This is a genomic window from Streptomyces sp. NPDC051172, assembly GCF_040682555.1.
Taxonomy (GTDB): domain Bacteria; phylum Actinomycetota; class Actinomycetes; order Streptomycetales; family Streptomycetaceae; genus Streptomyces.
This window is the reverse complement of the sequence record NZ_JBFBBE010000299.1, coordinates 1-1,920: the sequence shown is the minus strand read 5'-3', so window position 1 is coordinate 1,920 and position 1,920 is coordinate 1. Positions and strand designations below refer to the sequence as shown.

Sequence of the window (1,920 nt, the reverse complement as noted above, 5' to 3'; positions counted from 1 at the left end):
GCCCGACGTGGCTGGGCGCCGACACTGACTCATGACGGTCTGGAACGCACAGACATCCTCGCCGTGCTTGCCGACCCGGATAACCGGCTCTTCGGACATTCGGTGGGGGTCATGGGGTGAGTCCGCCGGCGGCGAGGAGCATGCGGAGCCGGTAGTTGTCGCGGTTGCGGAAGCCGCGGGCGAGGCGGCGGTGCAGCTCAATGATCCCGTTCACGGCCTCAGTGCCGCCGTTCGATGATCGTCCGGTCGTGAAGTAGGCCAGGAACGCGGCTCGCCAGCGGCGGAGGGTGCGGCCGAGGCGGGCGATCTCGGGGATCGGGCAGGTGTGGAATGTGTCGACGACCTTCTCGGCGATCCGCCGCCCCTCGGCGAGGTCCTTCTGGTGGTAGGCGGAACGCAGTTGCTGGGCGCACTGCCATGCGACGAACACCTCGTCGTGCGCGGGGTCGGCCTCGATCGCTGCCGCGAGCCTGGTCCGCTGCTTCTCGGTGAGGTTCTCGGCGCCGGCGCGGAGGATGGTCTGGATCCCGTAGAGCGGGTCGCCGGTCCGACCGCGATGCCCGAGGGTGTCTTGCTGGACGCGGCGGCGGACCTCATCGACGGCGGCGGTGCCGAGCTTGACGACGTGGAACGCGTCCAGCACGGCCGTGGCGTCTTCGAGCTTGTCGTCGATCGCGGTCTTGTAGCCGGCGAACGGGTCAAGAGCTGCGACCTTCACGTTCTGCCGGAACGCTTCGCCGCGTTCGGCGAGCCAGGACGCGTAGGCCTTCCCGGAGCGGCCGGGCACGAGGTCGAGCAGCCTGGCCCGCGTCTTTCCGGTGCTGTCGCGGCTGAGATCGACCATCCCGGTCAGCTCCTTCGGGCCGCGCTTTCGGGGGTCGACGTGATGCCAGATGTGCTCATCGACGCCGAGGGTGGTGACGTTCTCGAACCGGGACTCGTCCTCAGCCAGTTTGACCAGCTCGGGCTCGGCGGCCCGCCACACCGTCTTCCACGACGTTCCGAGCTGACGGGCGATACCGTGCACGGTGGCGTGCTCGCGGCGCAGCTGCCCGATCGCCCAGCCGACGGCGCGCGTGGTGATCGACCCGCGCCGGGCCACCAGACCCGGGAGCTGCTCCACGAACGTCCGTCGCACGCATCCCACCTCGTCGCACCGCCAGACCCGCTGCCGCCACACGATCCGCACCCGCGTCACGCCGGGCACATCATGAAGCACCCGTCGGCGACGTCCGCGGCCGGTCGCGACGACCCCGCACGACGGGCAGCCGGTCGGTGCCGCCGGGCTCGAGACGGTCACGATCAGCAGCCCGTCACGGCGGTCAACGTCCTCGACATGGACCCCATCGAGGCCGAGCAGCAAGTCGCAGCGGGAACACGGGCAGGCGGCGGAGCACGCGTCAGCGCACCCCGAACTATCGTGAGACACGTCGAGGTCCTCGGTTGGAGCAGCAGTTGGCGCTACTGATCCTCGGGGACCTCGACCCCTACCCGCCGAACCTCACCCGGCGAGCCTCACCCCCACCGAATGTCCGAAGAGCCCCTATGGGCGTCAGTGGAGCCACCACCCGGTGGACCGCCTGCGCACGTGGGAGCTGACCCGTCCGGACCTGCCGGCCGAACGGGACATCCCCCTCGAGGAGGCGTACGCCGTGCAGGCGGCCGCCGCGGGCGCCATCAACATCCACGGCCTGCAGGCCGGCCACGCGATGCGGACCTTCGAGGTGCCCGGCATGGGCGGTCTCCAGCTCGTCGATCGGGCCGACGTGGCCGAGTTCTACGTCCCGGACGAGGAGGTGCTCGTCTTCGAGGACGCGGACCACCTCATCGAGCTGGGCCGCCGGATCGTCGCCGACCCCGCCTGGGGAGCGCGCATCCGGGAGGCCGGCCGCCGCCGGTCGCACGCGGAGCACACGTTCG

At 70.7% G+C, this 1,920-nt stretch carries 2 protein-coding genes; one reads left to right on the top strand and one right to left on the bottom strand.

What is annotated here, in order from left to right:
* Window positions 1–109: 109 nt before the first annotated feature.
* Entirely contained in the window at window positions 110–1,300 is a 1,191-nt protein-coding gene (locus AB0N07_RS50520; protein ID WP_365847683.1) for an ISL3 family transposase, read from the bottom strand.
* Between the two features lie 271 nt (window positions 1,301–1,571).
* Between AB0N07_RS50520 and AB0N07_RS50515 the strand changes: the two genes are divergently transcribed.
* Window positions 1,572–1,920: glycosyltransferase (locus AB0N07_RS50515; protein WP_365847681.1), on the top strand; the 349-nt coding region annotated here is incomplete at its 3' end.